The organism is Pseudomonas sp. 8BK (genome assembly GCF_902506475.1).
GTDB classification, from domain to species: domain Bacteria; phylum Pseudomonadota; class Gammaproteobacteria; order Pseudomonadales; family Pseudomonadaceae; genus Aquipseudomonas; species Aquipseudomonas anguilliseptica.
In genome coordinates this window covers 4,006,937-4,030,146 of record NZ_LR733252.1, presented here as the reverse complement: position 1 = coordinate 4,030,146, position 23,210 = coordinate 4,006,937, and the positions used below count along the sequence as shown (strand labels likewise).

The window sequence follows — 23,210 nt, the reverse complement described above, 5'->3', positions numbered from 1 at the left end:
TGCTAGGCAGATGAGGCGGCGATAGGCTTGCCAGCAGCGGGCCGCAAAGGCCCATGGCAGGTGGTCAAACCAGTGGAGTGCGGGCTATGGAAGTGGGATCGGTGCGGCAGCGCCGTTTGTCGGACGATATCGTCAGTCAACTGGAAACCATGATCCTCGAAGGCACGCTCAAGGCTGGCGAACGCTTGCCCGCCGAGCGTGTGCTGGCCGAGCAATTCGGCGTCTCGCGGCCGTCGCTGCGTGAGGCGATCCAGAAGCTGGCGGCCAAGGGCCTGCTGGTCAGCCGGCATGGTGGCGGCAACTATGTGGCGGAAACCCTCGGCTCGACCTTTAGTGACCCGCTGCTGCATCTGCTGGAAAGCAACCCCGAAGCCCAGCGCGACCTGCTGGAGTTCCGCCACACCCTGGAAGGCTCCTGCGCCTTCTATGCCGCGCAGCGTGCCACCGAGCTGGACCGTCAGCGCCTGACCGAGGCTTTTGCCGCGCTGCAGGATTGCTACAGCCGCAGCGGCAAGGTGACCCGCGCCGAAGAGGGCGCCGCCGATGCCAACTTCCACCTGGCGATTGCCGAGGCCAGCCACAACGCCGTATTGCTGCACACCATTCGCGGGCTGTTCGACCTGCTCAAGCGCAACGTGGTGACCAATATCGGCGGCATGTACGCCCAGCGCGATGAAACCCGCGACATGCTGATCGAACAGCACCGCGCCCTGTATCAGGCGATTATCGAAGGCCGCGCCGAGGATGCCCGCGCGCTGTCCAACCGGCATATCGACTATGTGCAGGAGGTGTTGGCTGAAGTGCAGCTACAGGCGCGCCGCGAAGAGCGCGCCCTGCGTCGGGGTAGTACGCGCTAGTGTCTGGGCAGGCGCACCACGACTTCCAGGCCACCGAGGGGCGAGTCACCGAGGCTGATGCTGGCGCGGTGCAGTTCCACCACCCGTAGCACGATGGACAGGCCCAGCCCCGCGCCCTGACCGTCGCCAAGTCGATAGAAACGCTCGAAGAGTTTCTCCCGCTGCGCCTCATCCACGCCCGGGCCGCTGTCCTGCACGCGCAGGGTAATGGCGTCTGCCTGGGCGTCCAGCTGCACTTGAATGCGGCCGCCGTCTGGGGTGTATTGCACGGCATTGCTGATCAGGTTCTGCAGCAATGTGCCGAGGCTCGGGCCATCGGCGATCAGCTGATAATCCGCTGGCTCCAGAGCATCCAGATCGAGTTCCTGATGACGCGCCAGGGCCAGCGGGATCAGTTCTGCCAACTCGTTGCGCACAAACCCGAGCAGGTCCAGTTCGGCCATGGCCAGTTGCACCACGTTGGGATCCAGGCGCGCCAGGGTCAGCAGTTGCGCCACTACCCGGGTGGCGCGTTCGACACCGCTGCCGAGCTGACGCAGGGCATCGTTGCGGTCCTGCGGTTCCGGGGCTTCCAGGGCATTCTGGGCGTGGATGCGCAGCACCGCCAGCGGCGTGCGCAGCTCATGGGCGGCATCGGCGATAAAGCGCTTTTCCTGATCCAGCAGCTGGTTGACCTGCAGCAACAGGCGGTTGAGCGAGGCGCCCATGGGCTCCAGTTCCTGCGGCAGGAGGCCGAAGGTCAGTGGTGCGAGGTTGTCCGGCGCGCGTGCCTTGATCGATTCGGCCATGCGCTGCAATGGCCGCAGACCAAAACCCACGGCCAGCCAGAGCAGCAGGGCCAGTAGTGGCAGGCCGATCAGCAGTGGTTGCAGGGTGCGCCTGGCGATCTTGCCGGACAGCTCGCCGCGTACGTCTTCGCGCTCGCCCACCAGTACCCAGTGATGGTCGACGTTGTCGTGCAACACGAATACCCGCCAGCGGTGCTCACCGAGGGTCAGGGTGTGGTAGCCGCTGAGGTACTTGGCCAGGCGATTGAGGCGCTCACTCCGCGGCTGCTCGCCGGCCGGCAGGTTGAGGCCGAGCTGAGCGATCATCTCCAGCAGCAGGCCCTTGGGGGCACTGGCGGACTGGAATACCAGCTCGCCGTTGTCATCAAGCATCTGGAAGGCCAGCTTGCTTTCGTAGCTATGCCCGAGCAGGCCATCGAGGTTGCGTGGGCTGTTTTTCAGCAGCAGGGCTTCGTCCAGTGCTGCCTGCAGATCGCGACGCGAATCGGCCGACAGCTCGTGACGTACCAGGCCCATGAGCATGCGTGAGGTCTGCGCCAGCTGGGCGTCGAACAGCTCTTCCACTTCATGACTGGCATCGCTGTAGATCTTGTGGCTGATCAGCCCCAGGGAGATGCTCAGTAAGGACAGCAGCAGTACCAGCAAACGCGCGCGGATCGAGCGCAACATCTTCGGCATGTTATTTATCCACCAGGTAGCCGACGCCGCGCACGGTGCGGATCAGCTCGGGAAAGAACTTCTTGCGCAGGTGGTGCACGTGCACTTCCAGGGCGTTGCTTTCCAGCTCTTCATCCCAGCCATAGAGCGCCTGTTGCAACTTGTCGCGGGTCATCACCCGGCCCGGTTGGGCGAGTAATTCGTGCAGCAGGAGAAACTCCTTGCGCGGCAGATTGACCGGCTGGCCCTGATAGCTGACGGTCTGGCTGACCGGGTCAAGGCTGATGCCACGGTATTCCAGCGCCGGTTGCGGACGGTTGAAACTGCGCCGCAGCAGGGCACGCAGGCGCGCCTTGAGTTCGGCGACATCGAAGGGTTTGACCAGGTAATCGTCGGCACCGGCATCCAGCCCGGCGATGCGGTCACTGGTGGAGTCGCGGGCGGTCAATACCAGCACCGGCACCGGGTTGGCGGCGGCGCGCAGCTGCTTGAGCACCTGCAGGCCGTCCATGCGCGGCAGGCCAAGATCGAGGATTGTCAGCTCGAAACTCTCGCTGTTCAGGGCATGCAGCGCACTGCTGCCATCCTGCACCCAGTCGACGGTGTAACCCTCGGGTTTGAGGGCGGTGCGAATACCTTCGCCAAGTGCCTTGTCATCTTCGACCAGCAGAATGCGCATGCAGTAATTCCCGGTTTTTCCTATTCAAGCTCGCGCAGGCGAGATTAGTCCAGCTCGGCTTTGACCTTGGCCAGCAATGCTGCGATTTCCTCTTTGCGGCCGGCGTCTGCGGACAGACGAGCAGGCCGCGGCGGTGCTTGCAGGGCTTTCTCCAGTGCGGCGCGGGCTTCCTCGAAGCGTTTGGCGCGGGCCAGGTAGTCACCATAGAAGTAGTTGGGGTCGATACCATCCGGGTTGATCGCCAGCGCCTGTTTGAGCAGGGCTTCGGCTTTCTCGTCATCGCCAAAGCCCACCGGCCAGCCGGGCACCTGGTAATACAGGCTGCCGAGGCTGGTGTAGGCCGAGCCGGACAGTGCCTTGGGGTCTAGCGCCAGGCCCTGCTCCAGGCTGGCCTTGGCCTGCTTGACCAGACCCAGCGCCCCCAGGCCGCCCTTGGCGCCGGCATAGGTGCTGAGGATGATGCCGTTCCAGATCTGCAATTCGGCGGCGTTCGGCTCGGCGGCGACGGCGTGTTGCGCTTGCTCGCTGAGGCTGGCGAAGGCTTTTTCGCGTTGTTCCTTGGGCAGCTGATAGTTGATCTCGGCCCAGCGGTCTTGCAGGCTTTGCAGCTGCGCCTGGCCCTGTTCGCTGAGGGCAAAGCTGGGCAGGCTGGTGAGGCAGAGCAGGGCGCAGGTGGCGCTACGGATAAATTTCATGGGGTTTTCCTCTTAGGCTTTGCTGCGGGCAAAGCGCTGGATGATTGGCAGTTGTTTGCGCAGGGCCTGGTCGACCAGGCGCGGCAGCAGGCTGTTAAGACGTACGAAGAGCCGTTCCGGCCAGCCCAGGTAGCGCTCTTCTTCCTCGCGGCGAATGGCGGCCAGCAGTTGCTGGGCGACGCTGTGCGGGTCATCCATGGCGACGTTCAGCTCGTCATTCATGGCCACCACGTTGGCGGCGTTCATGCCGGTGCGGGTGGCGCGCGGGGCGAAGTAGAGAACCTTGACCTGGGTATCGGCCAGCTCGCGGCGCAGCGCTTCGGAGAAGCCGCGCAGGGCGAACTTGCTGGCGCAATAGGCGCTGAAGCCGGGGTAGCCGATGGAGCCGAAGGTCGAACCGAGGTTGACCACCAGCGCCCGGCCTTGTTGCTGCAGCAGCGGTAACAGACGGTGAGTCAGCTGCAGGGTGGCGGTGACGTTGAGTTCGATCAGCTCGGCGATGGCGCTTTCGTCATGCTGTTCGAGCAGGCCGAAGTGATTGACCCCGGCGGCATTGATCAGCGTATTGATGCCGCCGAAACGTTGCGCGGCAGCGACCACCGCCTCACGACCGCTGCGCTGGCGGATATCGGCAGCCACCACTGTGACCTTCCCGGTGTGGGCCTTGGCCAATGCCTGCAGGGTTTCCGGCTGGCGGCCGACCAGCAGCAGTTGGGCACCTTCGAGTAGCAGGGCGGCGACCAGTGCCTGGCCGATTCCGCCACTGGCGCCGGTGATCACGGCGCGGCATTCAGGAATGTTCATCGCTAGTCCTCAGGCACTCAGCGGCAGGCTGCGGAACATGTCGCCGTACAGGCGATAGACCACCTTGGCGGTGTGCACCACGGCCGCTTTGTCATCGTCGTTGTCGAGCTGGTTCATCAGTCTCTTGAAGAACTCGATATGTTCCAGATCCAGGCTGCCGTGGGAGCTCAGGTAGCTAAATGCCTTGTTCGGCAGCTGCAGCTTGTCCTGAATCACCCCGGCCACCTGGGTGGCCAAGGCAATGCTGGTGCCTTCCAGCACATTGACCATGCCGAAGAAACTTACCGGGTTGTGCCGCGCGATGCGGTCGTAGACGTAGCTGACCATCAGTTCGGTGGGCAGTTTGGGCGTGCCCTGGCGCACTGCTTCTTTATCGGCACCGCAGGCGGCGATGTCGTTGAGCACCCATTCCTGATGGCCCTTTTCCTCGTCGATATATTCGGCGATGGCTTCGCGCAGCCATTCCAGCCGTTCCGGCAGGCGCGCGCCACAGGCCATCAGCAGCGGTACGGTGTGTTTGACGTGGTGATAGGCCTCAGTCAGAAAAGCCACGTAGCTGTTCAGGCTGACGCTGCCAGCCATGGCCTGGGCAATGATCGGTGCGCTAAGCAGGTAATTGCGTTCAGCGCTGGTTTGTTCAAGCAGGGATTCATAGAAACTCATCAGGCATCTCCATAGCAGGATTCGCTGGCCATCAATTGCTCGATGGCATGCTGGTAGTGGTTGAGCAGGGCTGTGCGACGCAGGCGGCCATTGCTGGTGGCCAATTCATTGCTGGTGCTGAAAGGGTCTGTGGCGCGCAGCCAGTGGTGCACCCGGGCGTAGTCGGGCAGGGCCTGGTTGGCGGTGGTGACGGCCTCGGCCAGCTGCTGGTCGCTGATATGGGCGAAGCGCGGTACCAGCACGGCGACGTTGCCCGGCAGGGCCTCGCCGTGCAGCCAGGCCTGGCCGATGGGCAGTTGCTGCACCAGCTCGGCTTCGACCCATTCCGGGTTGACGTTGCGACCGAAGGCGGTGATGAACTGGTGTTTCTTGCGCCCGTGCAGGAGCAGAAACTGGCCGTCGAAATGGCCCAGGTCACCAGTGCCCAGCCACTCTGCATCAGGGCATGGTTCGCCCAGGTAACCGAGCAAGCGTGGGCCTTTGACCAGCACCTCGCCGTCTGTGCCCAGGCGTAACTGCAGGTGTGGCAATGGCTGACCGACGGTGCCGATGCGGCGGTTTTCCGGGGTGTTCAGGCATACCACCGAGGCGCACTCCGACAGGCCGTAGCCCTCGAATACCGGCAGCCCCAGAGCGTCGGCGCGTTGCAGCAACTGGCTGGCCACGCGGCCACCACCGACTGCAATAAAGCGCAGTGAGTCCGGTACGGGCAGGCCGCGTTCGGCGGCGCTGACCAGCGCCAGCAGGAGCTGCGGCAGCAGGATCAGACTGTTGGGTTGTGCCTGACCCAGCGCCGTCAGAAAGCGTGGCAGGTCAAATTGGCTGGCACCCAGCAGGCCGACTTGCGCCATCGGCATCAACTCGATCCGCGCCCCGGCCAGCAAGGGCGCATAAATCCCGGCGATATTCTCCAGCAGGGTGGCCAGCGGCAGCACGCAGAGGTGACGTTCGACTCGGCAGCTGGCGCTGGCCTGCACCAGGCTGTGGGCCACCGCCAGTTGCGTGGCGATATCCAGGCATACGCCTTTGGGTTGCCCGGTGGTGCCAGAGGTGTAGGTGATCTTGCAGGTGCCGGCATGCACGGCCGGCGGCTGTGCCACAGAGCGCAGATACAGGCCGGGCGCGGCCTGGAAAAATCCGGAATGGGCTTGGGCGCTGATCAGGCAGTCGATGCCGGCGCTGTCCAGCACATGGGCCTGCTGGCTGCTGGAGAAGAACCCGGGTAGCGGCACGCAGACCAGCCCTGCATGCAGGACGGCGAGGTCCCAGAGCACCCAGTCGATGCCGTTATCCAGGGCCAGGGCAACCCGCCGCGCGCCAAGTGCCAGCAGTTGTGTGCTGCACAGTTCGACCTCGCTGAGCAGCTGGGCGTAACTCAGTTGCCTGTCGCCTTCACGCAAAGCGATGGCGTCGCCAAGGGCTGCTAGGCGATTGAAGAGTAATTCAGCGGCAGGCCACATCGGGCATGTCCTCCAGGGCATAGAAGGCTTGGTGGGCTAGGCGCGGGTAAGCTCCCAGTTGCAGCAGGCGCTGGTGACCGGCGTAGATGTCGCCGGCCATGACCTGCGGCTGGTTGGCGTAGTAACTGCCCCAGTCCGCCTGTTCATCACCCAGGCATGCGGGGTTGGCCGGGCCCAGCGGCACGGGCGTCAGGCCCAGGCGCTGGAAGCTGTTGAGCAGAGCCAGGGTGCCGGTGAAGGTCACCCAGCGATAACCCAGCGCCACCAGCAGATCGGTCAGGGCGACGATCAGCAAACGCGCAGCGCCCGGGCTGCCGGCAGCCAGGTTGCCGACCTCGATCAGTTGCGCCCGTTGCGGCGCATGGGCCACCTTCTGAGCGGCAATCACCTGTTCTGCAGGGTGCTCAAGGTAGCGTTCCAGAAACAGCGGCCCACTGGCGGCGCTGCGCAAGCCCACCGCACCGAGCAGTTGCCCGTCGCGACCTTCCAGGCTGAGCAGGCAGGGCATAAAGTGACGGATACGCGCCTGATGCTGAGCGGCGAAGCGCTCGCCGATAAAGGCTTCAATCCCCGCACGGCGTGGACTTTCATGGTTGGCCAGGTACAGGCTGAGCGGCTGCTCGCGGCCGATCTGTGCAAGTGCAGTGTTTTGATACACCCAAGGCAGCTCCATAACCGGAACCTCATCTGAGAACTTGGGTGTGAGTTTCTGCCGCCAGGCTTAACGCTAAATTAAGAGTCTGTTTACGATCTGCTGCGCGTCGGCCCTGCTGCGTTAAAAACAGGCTCGGAATGCTCATGTACAGCTCGTACACTCTGCTTCCTCGCCTCTTTTTGCCTTGCATGGCTCTAGCTCGCGAGATCGTAAACAGACTCTACGTCGCGAAGTATTCTGTTGTGAGGTGGTTGCATGCATTTCATCGCTTGCGCTGCAGCCACCACAGCTCATAGCCTGCTAAGCCTGACTTGCCGAAGGACGGCAAGTTGATCAGCCCTGACCTTAATCGCCAAACGCTCGGAGATAGCTATGCCCCCTATGGATACTGAGCAACAACTGGCGGCCCGTCTGGCCATCCTGGAAAACCCTGACGCGCAGGGCTGCACGGTGTATCGCGCGGATGACCAGGACCCGGAAGCCGAGGAAGTGGATCTGGGTGATGCCAAGGTGCTGTTCTGCGGCCCGTTCGAAGCCCCGGCCGACTGGGATGCGGCAGAACGTGAAGATTATTTCGGCGACAGCGCGCCGGAGCTGTTCGTCAATGCGCGTATCGAATGCGAAGCCAAGCCGGGTTCCAAAGGCCATTTCAGTGTGGATATCGGTGACTACGTAGCCGCCCAGCCCGGCCTGGGTGAAGTCGTGATGTTCTATGTGCACGACTACCTGGAAGACGACACTGGCTGCACTTATGTGCTGCTGCGTGATGAGGAAGTGCTGGAATAACTCAGCTTTCCTTCGGCTATGTACAGCCTTGGTATGCATGACGCGCGCAGGTAGGTTGGTGTTGAGCGCAGCGAAGCCCAACGAGCTGTGGCATGCCTAGTTGGGCTTCGTCGCCTTGCTCCTCAACCCAACCTACTTGCTGCCTTTCGCCATTCCTCGCTGACCGTCTATCTATCGTTGGCTCTGTAGTACCGGGTTATTACCCGCGCTGGGCGGATCGGGATAACACTCTGTGCTTCTCAATTTATTGAAGGGAGCAGGCACATGGCAGCGAAGAAGATCCTCATGCTGGTCGGCGACTACGTCGAAGACTACGAAGTGATGGTGCCGTTTCAGGCATTGCTGATGGTCGGTCATCAGGTGCACGCGGTATGCCCGGACAAGACCGCCGGGCAGAGCGTACGCACCGCCATCCACGATTTTGAAGGTGAGCAGACCTACAGCGAGAAGCCGGGGCATAACTTCGCTCTTAATTTCGACTTCGCTCAGGTCCAGGCCGAAAACTACGACGCTCTGTTGATTCCCGGTGGCCGCGCCCCGGAGTACCTGCGCTTGAACGCTCAGGTGCTGGCGCTGGTGCAGGCCTTCGACAAGGCTGGCAAGCCGATTGCAGCGGTCTGCCATGGCGCGCAATTACTCGCTGCGGCGGGCGTACTCAAAGGCCGCGAGTGCAGCGCCTACCCGGCCTGTGGCCCGGAAGTGAGCCTGGCTGGCGGGCGCTATGTCGATATCGCCGTGGACCAGGCCCATGTGCAGGGCAATCTGGTCACTGCACCGGCCTGGCCGGCGCACCCCAACTGGCTGGCGGCGTTTCTCGGCCTGCTCGGTACGCAGATCACGCTATAAACTGCCGGGGCCTGTCAGGCCCCAACATTCAGGGAGGTGAGCCGTCATGTGCGAGCTGTATGTCAAAGCCGATCCGATTCTCTACGAGTCCCGCGCCCGCTCGCTGCGCATCCGTGGCGTGGTCACCACCCTGCGCCTGGAAAACCAGTTCTGGGACATCCTGCGCGAAATCGCCGAAGTCGATGGCATGACCACCAATCAGCTGATTACCAAGCTGTATGACGAGGTCATGGACTACCGCGGTGAGGTGGTGAATTTCGCCTCGTTTCTGCGCGTCAGCTGCACCCGTTTTCTCAGCCAGCGCCCCAGCAATGTGCGGGCGCTGCCGCCGCGGGTGCAATACGAGTAGTAGTGCTGCGCCCTCAACTGGCTTAGGCGAAGGCCAGCACCTCCTGCACGGGGCGGCGCACTTTCTGCGGCCAGTTGCCCTCGGCGGCATAGCCGACGGTAACCAGCAGGATGGGCGGTTCATGGGCTTCCAGCGCAAAGGCCTGTGCCACACCTTCGGCATCGAAGCCGGTCATGGCGCCACTGGCCAGGCCCATGCCCTGCGCAGCCAGTATCATGGTCATGGCCGCCAGGGACGCCGAGCGCACCGCCTCTTCACGCTGCAGCTGAGGGTTGTCGGCATGACTCTGGTTGACCATGTCCGTCCAGCTCTGCTGGACGCTGGCGGGCAGGATGCCGACATCGACCGAGGGTTGAAGGTGCTGGGCCAGGTGAGTGTGGGCCTCTAGAGTGCCGCAGACTATAAAGGTCACCGAGGCATCCAGCACCTGGCGTTGCTGGTAGGCCAGCTCGTACAGGCGCGCCTTGGCCGCTGCGGACTGTACGGCGATAAATTTCCAGTTCTGCAGGTTGAAGGCCGTGGGGGCGCGGGTGGCCAGTTGCACCAACTCGCGGATGACGGGCTCGGGCAGTTCGCGACCGCCCTGATAACGTGTGGTGGATACCCGGGATTCGATCAGGTGTTTGATAGTGGTGGTCATGGCAGGCTCCGTTATACAGGGTTGCTCAGGGAAGAATCTTTGGGCGGGCGCGAGGCCTTGGTGGCGTTGCTGGTCCACTGCACTGCGAGGATGCTGCCCAGTACGGTCAGCAGGCCGATCAGGGCCACGCCGGTGATGCGCTCATCCAGTAGCAGCCAGCCGATCAAGACGGCCACCACCGGGCTCAGCAGGCTTAGTGAAGAAACGGCCACGGGTGACAGACGGGCAATACCGCGGAACCACAGCACGTAGGCCAGTAGTGCACCGAACAGCGACAGGTAGGCATAGGCCAGACCCTGGCTGATGCTCAGGCTCTGCAAGGGCGGGTCGACCAGCACGGCCAGCGGCAACAGCATCAGCCCGCCCAGCAGCAGCTGCCAGCCGGTAAAGGGCAGCAAAGCCAGGTCGCTCTTCCAGCGTCGGGTCAGGTAAGTCCCTAGCGCCATGCAGCTCATACCGGCGAAGGCCGCGACAATCCCCAGGGTGTCCCAGCGCGAATCGGGTGACAGCAGCAGTGCCGCCATGCCGGCAACCCCCAGCAGGCTGGCACCAATGGTCACCTGAGCCGGGCGTCGACCCTCCAGGCCCCAGAGCAGGCCCATCAGCAGCAGGGGTTGCACCGCCCCGACCACGGCCGCCAGGCCACCGGGCAGGCGATAGGCCGCGACGAATAGCAGGGCCTGAAAGCAGCCGATATTCAGTGCGGCGAGTACCAGCATACGGCCCCAGTCACTGCGCGCCGGTAGCTGACGGCAGCACAGCACCAGCAACAGACCGGCCGGCAGGGCTCGCAGCATTGCGGCGACAAAGGGGCGATCAGGCGGCAACCACTCGGTGGTGACGATATAGGTGGATCCCCAGATCAAGGGAGCCAGGGCGGTGAGCAAGGTGTTGAACCAGGGGGTACGCAGCATGATGGTTATCCTGTAGATTGTCTCGCATTCAAGATAATTTCAGCCTAAGTCGAATTTGTCTTGAATTCAAGATAATTTTTGGAGAGTCCGCCATGCACCCGTCACGCCCAGCCGATGCCGTTGATCTCATCCTCCAGCAATGGGCCCAAGAGCGCCCGGATCTGGATGTCAGCCCGATGGGGGTGATCGGCCGTATTGGCCGCTGTTCGGCATTGTTGCGCCGCGAGCTGCTGCCGGTGTTTGAGCGCTTCGGCTTGAGCGCCTGGGAATTCGATGTACTGGCGACTTTGCGCCGCAGTGGCGCGCCTTACTGCTTAGCACCCACGGCCTTGTTCTCGGCGTTGATGATCACCTCCGGCACCATGACCCGGCAGCTGCAGCAGCTGGAAGCCGCCGGTAGGATCAGCCGCATCCCTAACCCCAGCGATGCTCGCAGTCTGTTGGTGCAACTCACCCCGGCAGGCCTGGAACTGATCGATCAGGCGGTGGAGGCCCATGTCGACAATGAGGCGCGCATCCTCGCGGCCTTGCCGGTCGCAATCCGCAATCAGCTGGATGATGGCCTGTCGGCACTGTTGGCTATATTGGAACCTGTGCAGAAGTGACTCGACAGACCGCCAGATTGTCTCGGCTGTGAAGGCGGCAGCCATCCCCGCGGGCGAACCAGACAAGAGAGCAGCACAGCATGAGCGATGAATTGAAGATCGAAGACATCCAGTTGGGTGACGGCAAGGAAGTGGTCAAAGGTGCGCTGATCACTACCCAATACAATGGTTTTCTAGAAGATGGCAGCAAGTTCGACTCATCCTATGATCGCGGCAAAGCCTTCCAGTGCGTGATCGGCACAGGCCGGGTGATTAAGGGCTGGGATATCGGCATGATGGGCATGCGCGTCGGTGGCAAGCGCAAGCTCTATGTGCCGTCCCACCTGGGCTATGGCGAACGCCAGTTCGGCGCGCATATCAAACCGCACTCCAATCTGATCTTCGAGATTGAGTTGCTGGAAGTGCTGACGCGGGATGATTGAGTGACTCAGCTGCTTCGACCAACTCCAGCCTTGCTCTAGACAGAGTTTGTCTCGTACCAGCACCATGTGCCTTGTTGTGGCTCAATGATTCTGGACACCCCGATAGGGCGTTAAGCTTCGCCCAGCCATGAGGTGTTTGTGTGACCAGAAGATCATTCAGTACAGATTTCAAACTCGAAGCAGCCGGTTTGGTGTTGGATCAGGGGTATTCCATTCCTGAGGCCTGCAAGTCGATGGGTGTAGCATTACGTCGATGGGTAGAGCAACTGCGCAGTGAGCGTGGCGGCACAACCCCGCCGCGCAGCAAGGCCATGACTCCCGAGCAGAAACGCATACAAGACCTTGAGGCCCAGGTTAGGCGTTTGGAGCGGGAGAAAGAGATCCTAAAAAAGGCTACCGCTCTCTTAATGTCGGACTCCCTCGATCAGTAAGCCTGATCGAGGCATTGGGCGAGCGGTATCCACGAGCCGAGCTGTGCCGTGTATTTGGCGTAAACCGCAGCAGTGTTTACTACGCCTGCACGCGACGCCGTCGGATAGATCATCGGCGGGCTGCTCTGCGTCAGCTGGCCACTGAGCTTCATCTACAAAGTCGAGGCTCAGCTGGGGCGAGAACATTGTCAGCGGCGCTGCGAATACAGGGTGTTGCTGTGGGTCGTTTCCTTGCCGGACGCCTGATGAAAGAGGCTCGGTTGTGCAGTTCGCAATCGCGTAAGCATCGTTATCGGCGAGCTGATGGTGAAAACGCTATCGCGGCGAATGAGCTGGGTCGGCAGTTCACAGTGAGCGGGCCCAACCAAGTGTGGTGCGGCGACGTGACCTACATCTGGGCGGGCAATCGCTGGATCTACCTGGCGGCGGTGATGGATTTGTATGCGCGCCGCATCGTGGGCTGGGCGTTGTCCAATCGACCAGACTCACAACTTACGACGCGCGCTTTGCGCGTGGCTTTTGAGTCCCGTGGTTGCCCGCAGCAACTGATGTTTCATTCTGACCAAGGCAGCCATTACACCAGCATCGAGTTCCGCCAGATGCTGTGGCGTTACCGGATCAAGCAGAGCATGAGCCGCCGTGGAAATTGCTGGGACAACGCCCCAATGGAGCGTTTCTTCAGAAGCCTGAAAACGGAGTGGATGCCAGAGCATGGCTATACCAGCCAAGGACAAGCTGAGGCTGATGTGCTGCGTTACCTGACGGATTACTACAACCATCAGCGGCCACACAGTTACAACGGATACAGAACGCCAGCGGAAACTGAATCACTGGCCGGATAAACCTAAACCAGTGTCCAGTTTTCGTTGACCACAACAACATGTCGTTTAAGAAAACGACAGGCTTCGCCCCTGTGTGTGCTTTATCATCGACGCAATTTGCGTCTGAGAGCACCACGAGCTGATGCACTTATGAGCGTGGCTGTTTACTACTGGCCTACCCCGTTCTGGTAGGCATCCCTTGCCTATTTTTGCTGATCTCTGCTGGTGATCAACGGTTGAACAGCTCGAAACCAACCTGTTCTCTTCACTATTTCGAAGAACAACAAACCCGGCACCAGGCCGGGTTTGTTGTTCTGCAGCAAATTTGGCTTGGCCTCAACGCCTAAGCGGCGTGGGCCACATATCTCAGATTGTCGGGACGTTTATCTAGCCAATACTCAAACCCACTGATCATTGCGCTTACGCCGTACCCGCAGCATGGTCGGCAGAATCAGCCCTGCGAGCAGTCCAGCGCCGGCGATACCGCCGCCGTAGGCCATATAGCGCATCAGTACCTGCTGGTTTTCCTCGCCCAGTTGCGCTTGCAGTTCACGTAATTCGGAGTTGGTCTGGCTTAGCTCACTATCCAGCGTCGAGCGCGCGGTTTGCAGTTCGTCGATCAGGGTTTTGCGTGAGTTGAGGGTTTCCTGCATGCCTTGCACGCGGGTTTTCCAGGTGTCGTTGATGCCTGCCAGTTCGGCGCTCAGTTCGGCCACTTGCTGTTCAAACTGCGGTAGGCGCTCGGCCTGGCCGGGCACGTCCTGCAGGTCGCGGTTGGCAATCCATACTGCACTGCCGGTTTCGCCGCGTACCTGGCTGTAGTCGCCGGAGGTTTGCAGCAGGGTGACCTTTTGCCCGGAGACCAGGGTGCCGACGATACGGTAGCCGTCGGTGGGGCCGCTGCGTACATAGGTGTGCAGGCTGTCGCTGACCCAACGGTTGTTGCTGGCATTTCCTGCAGCGTGGGAGTTGCTGGCGCTTGCCAGCAGGCAGGCTACAAGAACCAGCTTTTGCAGAGGGGGAAAGGGCGTGGCGTGATGACGGAGTAGGTGCATGGGGCAATCTTCACATGGCGATTAAACAAACCCTCAGGCGGGTGCGATAAGTGCCGGCCAGGCGCATGGCCGCAAGCTGTTAGGCGGTCGGGATGGTACGGCTGCTATGCAGCTGTGCGCTGGGCAAATGGCCATACAATCCACCCGGCGGGTCGACAGCAGACAGACACTTAGCGAGCGCGGGGAGTTCACTCGGCGGCGGGTTGCGGGATGGATGGTTGATATTTATGCCCAGCTTGCCGTGTGGTTCACAACCTGGCTGCTCACCTTGAGGCTGGATTCGTGAGTGCTGGAAACAACAAACCCGGCACGTGGCCGGGTTTGTTGGGGTTGCCGCAGGGCTTACTTGATCTCGACGGCCAGGCTGTCGTGGATCTTTTTGTTCCAGATTGCTGGGCCGGTGATGTGCACCGACTCGCCCTTGGTGTCGACCGCCACGGTAACGGGCATGTCTTTCACGTCGAACTCGTAGATGGCTTCCATACCCAGTTCGGCGAAGGCCACCACGCGCGATTTTTTAATCGCCTGGGCGACCAGATAAGCAGCGCCGCCGACGGCCATCAGGTACACGGCCTTGTTGTCCTTGATCGCTTCGATGGCAATCGGGCCGCGCTCGGACTTGCCGATCATGCCCAGCAGACCGGTACTTTCGAGGATCTGCCGGGTGAACTTGTCCATCCGCGTGGCGGTGGTCGGGCCAGCTGGGCCAACCACTTCTTCGCGCACCGGATCGACCGGGCCGACGTAGTAGATGAAGCGGCCTTTGAGGTCGACCGGCAGCTCTTCGCCTTTGTTCAGCATGTCGACCATGCGCTTGTGCGCGGCGTCGCGGCCGGTGAGCATCTTGCCGTTGAGCAGCACAGTTTCGCCCGGCTGCCAGCTCTGCACGTCTTCCGGGGTTAGGGTGTCGAGGTCGACGCGGCGCGCGCTCGGGCCGGCTTCCCAGACGATTTCCGGGTAGGCGGACAGATCAGGCGCTTCCAACTCGGCTGGGCCGGAGCCGTCGAGCACGAAGTGGGCGTGACGGGTGGCTGCGCAGTTGGGAATCATGCACACCGGTAAGGAGGCGGCGTGGGTCGGGTAATCCATGATCTTCACGTCGAGCACGGTGGTCAGGCCGCCCAGACCCTGGGCGCCGATACCCAGCTGGTTGACCTTATCGAACAGCTCGAGGCGCATTTCCTCGATCTTGTTCTGCGGGCCGCGAGCTTTCAGCTCATGGATGTCGATGTGTTCCATCAACACTTCCTTGGCCATTACCGCGGCTTTCTCGGCGGTGCCGCCGATGCCTATGCCGAGCATGCCCGGCGGGCACCAGCCAGCACCCATTTCCGGAACGGTCTTCAGTACCCAGTCAACGATCGAGTCGGACGGGTTGAGCATGGCCATCTTCGACTTGTTCTCGGAACCGCCGCCTTTGGCGGCAACGTCCACTTCCACCTTGTCGCCGGGGACGATGGAGTAGTGGATCACGGCCGGGGTGTTGTCCTTGGTGTTCTTCCGCGCACCGGCCGGGTCGGCGAGGATCGAGGCACGCAGGACGTTTTCCGGCAGGTTGTAGGCACGGCGTACGCCTTCGTTGATCATGTCGTCAACGCTCATGGTCGCGCCGGTCCACTGCACGTCCATACCGACGCGGATAAATACGGTGACGATGCCGGTGTCCTGGCAGATCGGCCGGTGGCCGGTGGCGCACATGCGCGAGTTGATCAGGATCTGCGCCATGGAGTCGCGTGCGGCTGGCGACTCTTCCTTCAGGTAGGCCTCATGCATGGCCTGGATGAAGTCGACGGGGTGGTAGTAGGAGATGAACTGCAGGGCGTCGGCGACGCTCTGGATCAGGTCGTCTTGCTTGATCACGGTCATGCTTGGCGCTCCTTTTTCTAGAGGTAGGAGTAGGGCAGGAACTTCGAACAGCGCTGGGTCATGGCCCGGCGCAGGGCTATCAAGGTCAAAGGACAAGGCCAAAGCACAAGATAAAAAGGCGCGGCAGTATACCGCGCACACCGTCAGGCGGACACCTGTGCCGGCCCAGACCATGGTCGCTGGTCGGCTGTTTGAGCCGACTAATGACGCGGCAGCGGCCTAGGCATTCGGTGATCACAGGGGTACAGTGGCGGCTAGATGCCAGCATGGGACGGAGCCCATAAACCCATGAGCCTAAGTAGCCAGCGGGTAACCCAGCGAACTCTGCAAAGCCTGCTGCTGAAGCGTTTCGGCATGGCAGTGGCCACCTATGCTCTGACTGGGCTGCTGTGCTGGATCGGCGTATTTGCTGGGCTGTTTCATGCCTCTCTCCTAACCACTTTGACCATCACTGCGCTGGCCGCACTTAGTCAGCTGGCGTTTCTCGGGCTGTTTCTGTCCCGCATCAATCTGCGTTTGGCCGACCCCAGCCTGACTGAACCCCAGGTGCTGGTGGCGTTGGCCTGGCTGACCGTGCTGCTGTCGCTGTTCAGCGAAGGCCGCGGCAGCATGCTGGTGATCTATCTGCTGATTCTGCTGTTCGGCGTGTTTCAGTTGCCGCCGCGGGTCTTCGCCCGTTGCGCGCTGTTTGCCTTCTTCGGCTTTGCCGGCTTGAACCTGTATGAAGCCTATACCCTGCAGCTGAGCGAGCCGCGCGTGGCGCTAATGCAGGCGTGCGTACTGGCGGTGGTGCTGGTCTGGCTGTGCCTGTTTGCCAGTTACGCCCAGGCCATGCGCCAGCGTATGCGCCAGCGGCGTTTTGCCTTGCAGGCGCATCAGGACACCCTGCGTGGCATGATGCGTCAGCTGGAAGACTTGGCCGCCACGGATGAGTTGACTGGGCTGTGCAACCGTCGGCACTTTCTGCGCCTGGCCAGCCGCGAGCTGGAAGGGCTGCATCATGGGCGCCAGCATGGCCTGGCGTTGCTCGATCTGGATCATTTCAAGCGGATCAACGATATTCACGGCCACGCCGCCGGGGATCGGGTTCTGCAGACGTTCGCCGCCGTCGCCCGCGCCTGCTTGCGCGATGGTGATGTGGTAGCCCGCTACGGCGGTGAGGAATTTGTGTTGTTGTTGCCCAATACCGAAGCCGATCAGTTCACCGCCTGCTGCGAGCGCCTGCGTGAGGCCTTTAGCCGCGCCGAGCCGCTGGGCGTGAAGGTGGCCAGTCTGAGCGTGTCCATCGGCATGACCCTGCTGACCGTGCACGATGATCTCGACGAAGCCCTGCAACGTGCCGACCAGGCGCTGTACCAGGCCAAACGCGACGGGCGTAACCGTTGCGCGGCGACCTGGGAGGATGTGGATGCCTGAGTTACGGGCCGCTGATCGCTGCCTTGAGGTCACCCCCGCCAGTAACCTGCTGGACAGCCTGCTGGCTGCCGGCATCGCCGTGCCCTACAGCTGCCGCGCCGGCAGTTGCCATGCTTGCCTGGTGCGCTGTGTGGGCGGCGAGCTGCTCGATTCAAAGCCGGAAGCCCTGGACGCTGCGCGGCGTGAACAGGGTTGGCGCCTGGCTTGCCAGTGCCGGGTAGTCGAGGACGTGCAGATCGAAGTGTTCGACCCGCTGCGTGATGCGGCTCCAGCCGTTATTCACAGTTGCGACTGGCTCAGCAGCGATGTGCTGCGTCTGCGCCTGGCCCCACAGCGGCCGCAGCGCTACAGCGCCGGGCAACATCTGCAACTCTGGACTGAGGACGGCATTGCCCGACCCTATTCGCTGGCCAGTGTGCCGGGTGATGACCCCTGGCTGGAATTTCATATCGACTGCCGCCAGTGCGGCGCCTTTGCCAGTGCGGCGCGGGCGTTTCAGCCGGGCGATGGTCTGCGTCTGGGCGAGTTGCGTGGCGCGGCCTTGCACTATGACCCGGACTGGCAAGCCCGTCCGCTCTGGCTGATGGCCGCCGGAACCGGCCTGGCGCCGCTGTACGGGGTGCTGCGTGAGGCGCTACGCCAGGAGCATCAGGGTGCGATCCGGGTTATTCACCTGGCCCACGATGCATCAGCGCATTACCTGGCTGAGCCCTTGCAGGCGCTGGCGGCCAGCCATCCGCAGCTGCAGGTCGAGCTGCTTGTGGCGGCCGAGTTGCCGGCTGCTTTGGCCGAACTGCGCCTTGTTTCACGGCAAACCGTCGCCTTACTCTGCGGCCACCCCGACAGCGTCGAAACCTTTGCGCGCCGCCTGTATCTGGCGGGTTTACCGCGTAGCCAGGTTTTTGCTGACGTCTTTCTGCCCCACGCGCGCTAGCCGTTCAGGTTTTCAGCGCGCAGGTGGCCTGCCGTGAGGATTGATGATGAGCGAGCACCTGCTGGTTGAGCGTGAGCAAGGCCTGCTGACCCTGCGCATGCACCGCCCCGACAAGAAGAATGCCCTGACCCGCGCCATGTACAGCGGCATGGCCGAAGTGCTGGTGCAGGCCGATCAGGATAAAAGTGTGCGCGCCGTGCTGATCACCGGCGGTGAGAGCTGCTTTACCAGCGGCAATGATGTCGCCGACTTTATCCAGGCACCGCCCACTGGCCTGGGCAGCGAAGTGTTCCAGTTTATGCAGGCGCTGTTCGAGTTCAGCAAGCCAGTGGTGGCCGCCGTCAGCGGCCCTGCAGTGGGCATCGGCACGACCATGCTGCTGCATTGCGATCTGGTGTATGTCAGCCGTGATGCCACGCTGAAGATGCCCTTCGTCAACCTTGGCCTGTGCCCCGAGTACGGATCCAGCCTGATTCTGCCGCGTTTGCTCGGCCACGCCCGTGCTGCCGAACTACTGTTGCTCGGGCAGAGCTTTACCGGTGAGCAGGCCTCAACCTGGGGCATCGCCAATCAGGCGCTGGATAGCGGTGAGGCAACCCTGGCCAAGGCCCGTGAAATGGCCCTGCGCTTTCAGCAACTGGCACCGGCAGCAGTGGCGGATAGCAAACGCCTGATGCGCGCACCGGACCGCGAGCAACTGCGCCGGGTTATCGAGGAAGAGGGCGCCTTGTTCGGCCAACGTCTGCGCTCGCCGGAAGCCATCGAGGCGCTGACGGCTTTTATGCAGCGGCGCACGCCGGACTTCAGCAAGTTCGCTTGATGCCCTGTAGGAGCGGCATTGGCCGCGATTTTCTCGTTATTGACGTCGATTCGCGGGCAAGCCCGCTCCTACACAAGGGAGAGTATCAGGTGTCGTTAATAAAAAAGGCCGCTCAATCGAGCGGCCTTTTTTATTGCAGCGAAGCAATTAAACGAGTGCTTCACCGACATGCAGCAGCTTCATGGTGTTGGTGCCGCCGATGGTGTGGTAACTGTCGCCCTTGGTCAGGATCACCCAGTCTCCGGCTTGCACCACGCCGCGCTTGAGCAGCTCGTCCACTGCGGCCTGGCTGACTTGCGCCGGTTGCAGGGCGGCTGGGTCGAACGGCACGGTGTAGACGCCGCGGAACATGGCCGCACGGGCCTGGGTTTCGCGGTGCGGGGAGAAGGCGAAGATCGGCACCGAAGAACGGATGCGTGACATGATCAGCGGCGTGTAGCCACTTTCGGTCAGGGCGATGATCGCCTTGACACCGGGGAAGTGGTTGGCCGTGTACATGGCTGCCAGGGCAATGCTTTCGTCGCAGCGCTCGAACTCGGTGCCCATGCGGTGGCTGGATTTCTTGCTGGTCGGATGCTTTTCCGCGCCCAGGCAGATGCGTGCCATGGCCTGCACGGCCTCCAGCGGGTAGGCGCCGGCGGCGCTTTCTGCCGAAAGCATCACCGCGTCGGTGTAGTCGAGTACGGCGTTGGCCACGTCGGAGACTTCCGCGCGGGTTGGCATCGGATTCTGGATCATCGACTCCATCATCTGCGTGGCCGTGATCACCGCCTTGTTGTGGCGACGCGCGTGCAGAATGATTTTCTTCTGGATGCCGCACAGTTCGGCGTCGCCGATCTCCACGCCCAGGTCGCCACGAGCCACCATCACCGCATCACTGGCGCGAATCAGGCCGTCGAGGGTTTCGTCGTCAGCCACCGCTTCGGCGCGCTCGATCTTGGCCACCAGCCAGGCAGTGCCGCCGGCTTCGTCACGCAGCTTGCGCGCGTAGTGCATGTCATCGGCATCACGCGGGAAGGACACGGCCAGGTAATCCAACTGCATCTCGGCAGCCAGTTTGATGTCGGCTTTGTCTTTCTCAGTCAGGGCTGGCGCAGTCAGGCCGCCGCCACGGCGGTTGATACCCTTATGGTCGGACAACGGGCCGCTGATGATCACTTCGCAGTGCAGGGCGTCTGCGGTTGCGGTTTCTACTCGCATCACCACACGGCCGTCGTCGAGCAACAACTCGTCACCGACGCCGCAATCTTTGACCAGATCCGGGTAGTCGATGCCGACTATGTCCTGGGTGCCCGCAGTCAGCGGATGGCTGGTAGAGAAGGTAAAGCGATCGCCAAGTTTGAGCTCGATGCGCTTGTTGGCGAATTTGGCGATGCGGATTTTCGGGCCTTGCAGGTCGCCGAGCAGGGCAACGTGGCGACCGTGCTTGGCAGCCAGCTCACGCACCAGCTTGGCGCGTGCTTTGTGCTCATCGGGCGAGCCGTGGGAGAAGTTCAGGCGGGCGACATCCAGGCCAGCGATGATCAGTTGCTCCAGAATTTCCGGCGCGTTGCTGGCTGGGCCGAGGGTGGCGACGATTTTGGTGCGGCGAAAGGTCATGCACAGACTCCTGAGTGGCAGCTGAGCACGAGGCTACTATGCCGCCACCCTGTAGTCATTGTTCCTCTGCACTACCTTGCCTGGTCTGCTAGTGATTAAGTGCCTGATCCAGATGGCGGGCGGCCTTAGTATTCAGGTCGCTATTGGGGAACTGCACCAGTAGACGACGCAGGTAGGTGATGGCCTTGTCGCGGCTGGCCTGTGGGTTATCCGGGGCTAGGTACATCAGACCGAGCTGGTACAGGGCCTTTTCCTTGATGTCGGCGGGGATACCTGGGTCGCTCAAGGCGAGTAGGTACAGCTCTTCAGCTTCACTGACACGGTTTTTCAGCACGGCGCGGCGCGACAGCAGGGTCATGTCCGTGTCGAGGCTGGGCTTGTACAGGTCAAATTGCTGGTTGGGTTTCCAGTGCGCCAGTAGTTCGCGTGAGGTCTTGTGCACGGGCTCGTCTGCGCGTTCGCGGATCATCACAATCCGCGCCTCGGCTCGTTCGGCAGCGCGGCTGGCGGGGAACTGGTTGAGCACCTGATAGAAGTAGTTGAGCGCCTTGTTGTCATCGCGCTGCTCGTTGAAACGGTTCATATAGAGCAGGCCGATCTGATAAAGCGAGATGGCGCGCACCTCATCGCTGAGCTTCTCGTCACGATAACCGGTGAGGTACAGCTGCTCGGCCTGCTCACTCTTGGCATCGCGGATGGCCTGGGCGCTGTAGGTCAGCAGGTCGCCTTCATCCTCGATGGCGGCGAGCATCCTGTTGTTCTTCAGGGTTTTGTATTCGACCACTTCGTTGGTGGTGATCTGCGCAATAAACAGTGGTGTGGTGGGCGAGCAGGCGCTCAAGAGGGCGGTACACAGTAGCACTAGCAGGCGAGAGGAAGACGACATGACAGCTCCTGGGCACAATGGCCGTTGCGCGCCAGTCTAGTCAGGCGTGCGGGCGGCAGCCAAGTGGCTGGCGGCATTACCCATCAGAGGATATGTTGCTGCAGAATTTTCCCGGGCAGTCGATACACTGCTCATCGGAGGAGAGGCTTATGCGCATACTGTTTATTGTTCTGCTGGTGGTGGGAGTAGCGGGGTGCAACCGTTACTCGTTTGATCACCACCTCAATAGTGCCTATCAGGCCTACGACCGCGGTGAGTGCGAGGCGGCCATCCTGTCGCTGTCCAAGGCCGAGCGCAACAGCCGCTCGCGGCGCTATATGCAGCCGGAAATCTCCCTGCTGCGCGGCCAGTGTCTGGAGCGTCAGGCGCTGTTTGTCGATGCCATGCAGACCTACCAGTTCATCGTCGCCCACTACCCGGCCAGTGAGTACGCCTATCGGGCCCGCGCGCGTATGGACACCCTGCGTCAGTTGGGGCATGACGGCGTCGACGTGGCCGTCAAAGTCAATCCGGTCAAGCCCTGACCGCTGGTCGTCACAGGCCATAAAAGGCTACTCTCGGCAGTAAGCTGAGACTTTACGGGAGGGAATCCATGCGCGTCTTGTTGTGCCTGTTGTTATTGCCGGGGTTGGCGGTTGCGGAAATCTATCGTTGGACCGATGCCAATGGCCAGGTGCATTTCGGTCAGCGCCCTGCGGCGGCAGGGGCTCGGCAGATTGAGGTCAAGCCGCAGGTGGTCGAGCGCGATCAGTTGACCCGTGAACGTGAAGAGCGCGCCAATCGTTTCTACGATGCTCGTCGTGAAGAGCAGGCGCAGGCTTCTGCTGTGGCGGCTGAGCGTCAGGCCAAACGGGCGGCCGAATGTCAGGAGTTGCGCCGTCGACTGGGCAATATCCCTGAGGGCTACAGCTATTACCGTACCGACGCCAATGGCGAGCGCGAGTATTACAGCGATCAGCAGGTGGATACCGCTCGTCAGCAATTGCAGAGCCAGGTGGCTGATCGCTGTTCCTGAAACTGGTTTAAGCGCAGTAGTGAGGCCATACTCAATGGCCATCTATAGCGATTTGCCACTATGCCCAAGCACATTCAGCGCAGCATCGAACGCCATCAGCTGCCCTACTACCTGAAGGTGTTCAACCGCATTACCGACAAGCCCATGGGCTATATCGGTAACGTCTCCCTGGACGGCCTGATGCTGATCAGCCAGCTGCCCCTGCTAGTGGGCGCGCGTTTTGATATGCGCCTGAAGATCCCTGGACACGACGCGCCGCACTACATCGATTTTTCCGCCACCTGCCAGTGGTCCCGCGAGGATGTCACTCCAGGCTGTTATGACTCAGGTTTTGCCCTGGTCGCGCCGCCTGGTGACTATGTCGAGATGGTCGATGCGCTGCGACATTACTTCAGCTTCCGGTCTATGGCTGCCTCGGCCTGAACACGCGGCGGACTGATTGCTGAGGACATAAAAAACCGCCCCGAGAGGCGGTTTTTTATTGCCTGCCATCCCTGGCGGCCGTCGCTGGCGCGACGTTAAAAATTGCTCCCTGCAATTTTTTATC

26 protein-coding genes are annotated in these 23,210 nt (G+C 61.8%); 13 read left to right on the top strand and 13 right to left on the bottom strand.

The genetic code is table 11. The features are described from left to right. Positions 1–86: 86 nt before the first annotated feature. Positions 87–857 (top strand): FCD domain-containing protein, encoded by a 771-nt coding sequence (locus ACIN8IBEIGE_RS18835; protein WP_160015986.1) that lies wholly within the window; start codon positions 87–89, stop codon positions 855–857. Here the strand turns inward: ACIN8IBEIGE_RS18835 and ACIN8IBEIGE_RS18830 are convergent. Genes ACIN8IBEIGE_RS18830 through ACIN8IBEIGE_RS18800 form a run of 7 tightly spaced genes read right to left on the bottom strand, consistent with a single transcriptional unit; the run spans position 854 to position 7,276 of the window. Beyond that, positions 854–2,323 (bottom strand): ATP-binding protein, encoded by a 1,470-nt coding sequence (locus ACIN8IBEIGE_RS18830; RefSeq protein WP_372239998.1) that lies wholly within the window; start codon positions 2,321–2,323, stop codon positions 854–856. The two genes, ACIN8IBEIGE_RS18835 and ACIN8IBEIGE_RS18830, sit on opposite strands and share 4 nt — an antisense overlap. A gap of 1 nt (position 2,324) precedes the next feature. Continuing rightward, positions 2,325–2,981: a response regulator transcription factor gene (locus ACIN8IBEIGE_RS18825; RefSeq protein ID WP_160015985.1), complete on the bottom strand. Its 657-nt coding sequence runs from the start codon at positions 2,979–2,981 to the stop codon at positions 2,325–2,327. 44 nt (positions 2,982–3,025) lie between these two features. Next, complete coding sequence (locus tag ACIN8IBEIGE_RS18820) at positions 3,026–3,676, bottom strand: tetratricopeptide repeat protein (RefSeq protein WP_160015984.1); 651 nt, start codon at positions 3,674–3,676, stop codon at positions 3,026–3,028. A 12-nt stretch (positions 3,677–3,688) separates the two neighbouring features. Beyond that, entirely contained in the window at positions 3,689–4,480 is a 792-nt protein-coding gene (locus ACIN8IBEIGE_RS18815) for an SDR family oxidoreductase (RefSeq protein WP_160015983.1), read from the bottom strand. Between the two features lie 9 nt (positions 4,481–4,489). After that, positions 4,490–5,143 (bottom strand): TenA family transcriptional regulator, encoded by a 654-nt coding sequence (locus tag ACIN8IBEIGE_RS18810; RefSeq protein ID WP_160015982.1) that lies wholly within the window; start codon positions 5,141–5,143, stop codon positions 4,490–4,492. Further along, positions 5,143–6,603, bottom strand: coding sequence for an AMP-binding protein (locus ACIN8IBEIGE_RS18805; RefSeq protein WP_160015981.1), 1,461 nt, complete (start codon positions 6,601–6,603; stop codon positions 5,143–5,145). Before ACIN8IBEIGE_RS18805 ends, ACIN8IBEIGE_RS18810 begins: the two co-directional genes overlap by 1 nt. Next, positions 6,587–7,276, bottom strand: coding sequence for a thermostable hemolysin (locus ACIN8IBEIGE_RS18800; protein ID WP_160015980.1), 690 nt, complete (start codon positions 7,274–7,276; stop codon positions 6,587–6,589). Before ACIN8IBEIGE_RS18800 ends, ACIN8IBEIGE_RS18805 begins: the two co-directional genes overlap by 17 nt. A 354-nt stretch (positions 7,277–7,630) precedes the next feature. Here ACIN8IBEIGE_RS18800 and ACIN8IBEIGE_RS18795 point away from each other — a divergent pair, with 354 nt between their 5' ends. From ACIN8IBEIGE_RS18795 to ACIN8IBEIGE_RS18785, 3 genes are all read left to right on the top strand, one after another. Then, entirely contained in the window at positions 7,631–8,044 is a 414-nt protein-coding gene (locus ACIN8IBEIGE_RS18795; RefSeq protein ID WP_160015979.1) for a hypothetical protein, read from the top strand. Between the two features lie 264 nt (positions 8,045–8,308). Further along, the gene (locus tag ACIN8IBEIGE_RS18790; protein WP_160015978.1) at positions 8,309–8,890 is read left to right on the top strand and encodes a DJ-1/PfpI family protein; all 582 of its coding nucleotides are present in this window, start codon (positions 8,309–8,311) and stop codon (positions 8,888–8,890) included. Positions 8,891–8,936: 46 nt separating this feature from the next. Beyond that, positions 8,937–9,239 (top strand): ribbon-helix-helix domain-containing protein, encoded by a 303-nt coding sequence (locus ACIN8IBEIGE_RS18785; RefSeq protein WP_160015977.1) that lies wholly within the window; start codon positions 8,937–8,939, stop codon positions 9,237–9,239. 22 nt (positions 9,240–9,261) lie between these two features. Here the strand turns inward: ACIN8IBEIGE_RS18785 and ACIN8IBEIGE_RS18780 are convergent, their stop codons facing one another. Next, positions 9,262–9,879 carry a nitroreductase family protein gene (locus ACIN8IBEIGE_RS18780; protein ID WP_160015976.1) on the bottom strand — a complete coding sequence of 206 codons (618 nt, stop codon included), beginning with the start codon at positions 9,877–9,879 and terminating at the stop codon, positions 9,262–9,264. An 11-nt stretch (positions 9,880–9,890) separates the two neighbouring features. Beyond that, complete coding sequence (locus tag ACIN8IBEIGE_RS18775; RefSeq protein WP_160015975.1) at positions 9,891–10,793, bottom strand: EamA family transporter; 903 nt, start codon at positions 10,791–10,793, stop codon at positions 9,891–9,893. 92 nt (positions 10,794–10,885) lie between these two features. Between ACIN8IBEIGE_RS18775 and ACIN8IBEIGE_RS18770 the strand changes: the two genes are divergently transcribed. The 3 genes from ACIN8IBEIGE_RS18770 (at position 10,886) to ACIN8IBEIGE_RS18760 (ending at position 13,093) form a co-directional block, all read left to right on the top strand. Next, positions 10,886–11,398 carry a MarR family winged helix-turn-helix transcriptional regulator gene (locus ACIN8IBEIGE_RS18770; protein ID WP_160015974.1) on the top strand — a complete coding sequence of 171 codons (513 nt, stop codon included), beginning with the start codon at positions 10,886–10,888 and terminating at the stop codon, positions 11,396–11,398. 80 nt (positions 11,399–11,478) lie between these two features. After that, positions 11,479–11,820, top strand: a complete 342-nt coding sequence (locus tag ACIN8IBEIGE_RS18765) for an FKBP-type peptidyl-prolyl cis-trans isomerase (RefSeq protein ID WP_160015973.1) — start codon at positions 11,479–11,481, stop codon at positions 11,818–11,820. Positions 11,821–11,960: 140 nt separating this feature from the next. Beyond that, positions 11,961–13,093 (top strand): IS3 family transposase gene (locus ACIN8IBEIGE_RS18760; protein ID WP_160015972.1). Its coding sequence is split into 2 segments (ribosomal slippage): positions 11,961–12,204 and positions 12,204–13,093, totalling 1,134 coding nucleotides; the frame shifts between segments, so codons are not numbered across the junction. Between the two features lie 377 nt (positions 13,094–13,470). Here the strand turns inward: ACIN8IBEIGE_RS18760 and ACIN8IBEIGE_RS18755 are convergent. Both ACIN8IBEIGE_RS18755 and ACIN8IBEIGE_RS18750 read right to left on the bottom strand, forming a co-directional pair. Continuing rightward, positions 13,471–14,127 (bottom strand): TIGR04211 family SH3 domain-containing protein, encoded by a 657-nt coding sequence (locus tag ACIN8IBEIGE_RS18755; RefSeq protein ID WP_160015971.1) that lies wholly within the window; start codon positions 14,125–14,127, stop codon positions 13,471–13,473. A 342-nt stretch (positions 14,128–14,469) separates the two neighbouring features. Beyond that, a complete protein-coding gene (locus ACIN8IBEIGE_RS18750) occupies positions 14,470–15,993 on the bottom strand; it encodes a fumarate hydratase (RefSeq protein WP_160015970.1) in 1,524 nt (507 codons plus the stop codon). Between the two features lie 288 nt (positions 15,994–16,281). On the opposite strand from ACIN8IBEIGE_RS18750, the gene ACIN8IBEIGE_RS18745 reads away from it, so the two are divergent. The 3 genes from ACIN8IBEIGE_RS18745 to ACIN8IBEIGE_RS18735 are packed head-to-tail and all read left to right on the top strand — an operon-like array spanning position 16,282 to position 19,163. Next, entirely contained in the window at positions 16,282–17,409 is a 1,128-nt protein-coding gene (locus tag ACIN8IBEIGE_RS18745; RefSeq protein ID WP_160015969.1) for a diguanylate cyclase, read from the top strand. Beyond that, positions 17,402–18,343, top strand: coding sequence for an iron-sulfur-binding ferredoxin reductase (locus tag ACIN8IBEIGE_RS18740; RefSeq protein WP_160015968.1), 942 nt, complete (start codon positions 17,402–17,404; stop codon positions 18,341–18,343). The genes ACIN8IBEIGE_RS18745 and ACIN8IBEIGE_RS18740 overlap by 8 nt, the downstream gene beginning before the upstream one ends. 46 nt (positions 18,344–18,389) lie before the next feature. Continuing rightward, positions 18,390–19,163 carry an enoyl-CoA hydratase gene (locus tag ACIN8IBEIGE_RS18735; protein WP_160015967.1) on the top strand — a complete coding sequence of 258 codons (774 nt, stop codon included), beginning with the start codon at positions 18,390–18,392 and terminating at the stop codon, positions 19,161–19,163. A gap of 147 nt (positions 19,164–19,310) precedes the next feature. Here the strand turns inward: ACIN8IBEIGE_RS18735 and pyk are convergent, their stop codons facing one another. Together pyk and ACIN8IBEIGE_RS18725 are read right to left on the bottom strand one after the other, a co-directional pair. Continuing rightward, positions 19,311–20,762: a pyruvate kinase gene (gene pyk, locus ACIN8IBEIGE_RS18730; protein WP_160015966.1), complete on the bottom strand. Its 1,452-nt coding sequence runs from the start codon at positions 20,760–20,762 to the stop codon at positions 19,311–19,313. An 88-nt stretch (positions 20,763–20,850) separates the two neighbouring features. Next, the gene (locus ACIN8IBEIGE_RS18725; RefSeq protein ID WP_160015965.1) at positions 20,851–21,648 is read right to left on the bottom strand and encodes a tetratricopeptide repeat protein; all 798 of its coding nucleotides are present in this window, start codon (positions 21,646–21,648) and stop codon (positions 20,851–20,853) included. A gap of 149 nt (positions 21,649–21,797) precedes the next feature. Here ACIN8IBEIGE_RS18725 and ACIN8IBEIGE_RS18720 point away from each other — a divergent pair, with 149 nt between their 5' ends. The 3 genes from ACIN8IBEIGE_RS18720 (at position 21,798) to ACIN8IBEIGE_RS18710 (ending at position 23,086) form a co-directional block, all read left to right on the top strand. Continuing rightward, positions 21,798–22,172, top strand: coding sequence for a tol-pal system YbgF family protein (locus ACIN8IBEIGE_RS18720; RefSeq protein WP_160015964.1), 375 nt, complete (start codon positions 21,798–21,800; stop codon positions 22,170–22,172). Between the two features lie 68 nt (positions 22,173–22,240). Next, complete coding sequence (locus ACIN8IBEIGE_RS18715) at positions 22,241–22,663, top strand: DUF4124 domain-containing protein (RefSeq protein WP_160015963.1); 423 nt, start codon at positions 22,241–22,243, stop codon at positions 22,661–22,663. Between the two features lie 60 nt (positions 22,664–22,723). Further along, complete coding sequence (locus ACIN8IBEIGE_RS18710; RefSeq protein WP_160015962.1) at positions 22,724–23,086, top strand: PilZ domain-containing protein; 363 nt, start codon at positions 22,724–22,726, stop codon at positions 23,084–23,086. Positions 23,087–23,210: the final 124 nt, after the last annotated feature.